This window comes from Mesorhizobium sp. M7D.F.Ca.US.004.03.1.1 (genome assembly GCF_003998635.1).
GTDB classification, from domain to species: domain Bacteria; phylum Pseudomonadota; class Alphaproteobacteria; order Rhizobiales; family Rhizobiaceae; genus Mesorhizobium; species Mesorhizobium loti.
Window position 1 is genome coordinate 1 of the sequence record NZ_RZQG01000967.1, and the last position, 2,144, is coordinate 2,144.

Below are 2,144 nucleotides of genomic sequence, written 5' to 3' on the forward strand. Positions count from 1 at the left end.
CGACTCATCCGGCAGGAAACGGACTTTAGAAAGAAGCGTTCCCGCAACCAAGTCGAAAAGGCAGGAAAAAAGCGGAAAAAGCCCGGAAATGCTGGGTTTTTCACATGAAAAAGCCGGGCGCTAGGCCCGGCTCTCTGTTTGTGCACTGCAACCTTAGCGAAAACCAACGCATGGCCCCGAAAACCGTGGCCGGTTTTCGGAAAGGACCATACGCAAGTCCAAGGCACTAGAGCGTCCTTTGCGTCCAAGTGGACGCGCGGCGCTCTAATGCGCCAGAGGCTTTCCAGCGTCGTCGGCACTGTCTGTCGCGGCCGGCGGATTGACCGGTTCGACCCATTCGATCGGCTCCGGCATACGCACCAGCGCGTGGCGCAACACCTCACCGACCCGAGAGACCGGAATAATCTCCATGCCGTTCTTCACATTGTCCGGAATCTCCGCCAGGTCCTTGGCGTTGTCTTCCGGGATCAGCACCTTCTTGATGCCGCCGCGCAGTGCGGCGAGCAGCTTCTCCTTGAGCCCGCCGATCGGCAAGATGCGGCCGCGAAGCGTTATCTCGCCAGTCATCGCCACATCCGCCCGGACCGGAATACCCGTCAGTACCGACACAATGGCTGTCGCCATGGCAGCACCTGCGGACGGGCCGTCCTTCGGCGTGGCGCCTTCCGGCAAGTGCACGTGGATGTCGCGCTTGTCGAACAGAGGCGGCTCGATGCCGAAATCGACGGCGCGCGAGCGGACATAGGAGGCCGCTGCCGAAATCGATTCCTTCATCACGTCGCGCAGATTGCCGGTCACCGTCATGCGGCCCTTGCCGGGCATCATGACGCCTTCGACCGTCAGCAGCTCGCCGCCAACTTCCGTCCAGGCAAGACCCGTAACGACACCGACCTGATCGTCAGCCTCGACCTGACCGAAGCGGAAGCGCTGAACACCGAGGTAATCGGCAAGGTTCGCCGCCGTGATGCTCACCGTCTTCTTCTTCGTCTTCAGAATCTCGGTCACCGCCTTGCGCCCGAGCTTCATCAGCTCGCGCTCCAGGCTCCTGACGCCCGCTTCACGGGTGTAGGTCTGGACGATGGCGCGGATCGCGTCCTCACCGACGGAAAACTCCTTCGGCTGCAGCGCGTGATCGCGGATCACCTTCGGCATCAGGTGCCGCTTGGCGATCTCGATCTTCTCGTCCTCGGTATAACCGGCGATACGGATGATCTCCATGCGGTCCATCAAGGGCGCCGGGATGTTCAGCGTATTCGCCGTCGTCACGAACATCACGCTCGACAGATCGTACTCGACCTCGAGGTAGTGGTCCATGAACGTCGAGTTCTGTTCCGGATCGAGCACCTCGAGCAACGCCGACGACGGATCGCCACGGAAGTCCTGGCCCATCTTGTCGATCTCGTCGAGCAGGAAGAGCGGATTGGACTTCTTCGCCTTCTTCATCGACTGGATGACCTTGCCGGGCATCGAGCCGATATAGGTGCGGCGGTGGCCACGGATCTCGGCCTCGTCACGCACACCGCCCAGCGCCATGCGGATGAACTCACGTCCAGTCGCCTTGGCGATCGACTTGCCGAGCGAGGTCTTGCCGACGCCGGGAGGGCCGACGAGGCACAGGATCGGCCCCTTCAGCTTCTTCTGGCGGCTTTGCACGGCGAGATACTCGACGATGCGCTCCTTGACCTTGTCGAGGCCGAAATGATCGGTATCGAGCACGTTCTGCGCGAAAGCCAGGTCCTGTTTGACCTTGGAGTTCTTGCCCCACGGGATCGACAGGATCCAGTCGAGATAGTTGCGCACGACGGTCGATTCCGCCGACATCGGCGACATCGTCCTGAGCTTCTTCAACTCGGCTTCCGCCTTTTCGCGGGCCTCCTTGGAGAGCTTGGTCTTCTTGATGCGCGCCTCGATCTCGGCGGCTTCGTCGCGGCCGTCCTCGCCCTCGCCGAGCTCCTTCTGGATCGCCTTCATCTGCTCGTTGAGGTAGTATTCGCGCTGCGTCTTCTCCATCTGGCGCTTGACGCGTGAACGGATGCGCTTCTCCACCTGCAGGACGGAGATTTCGGCTTCCATGAAGCCCATCGCCTTTTCCAGCCGCTCCTTGACCGAGAGCGTGGCCAGCATTTCCTGCTTTTCAGGAATCT

The 2,144-nt window shown here is 61.2% G+C and carries 1 protein-coding gene; it reads right to left on the bottom strand.

The window, feature by feature from the left end:
* Positions 1-264 precede the first annotated feature (264 nt).
* Positions 265-2,144 (bottom strand): endopeptidase La (gene lon / locus EN935_RS32590; RefSeq protein WP_127374049.1); only part of this gene is annotated, 1,880 nt, incomplete at its 5' end.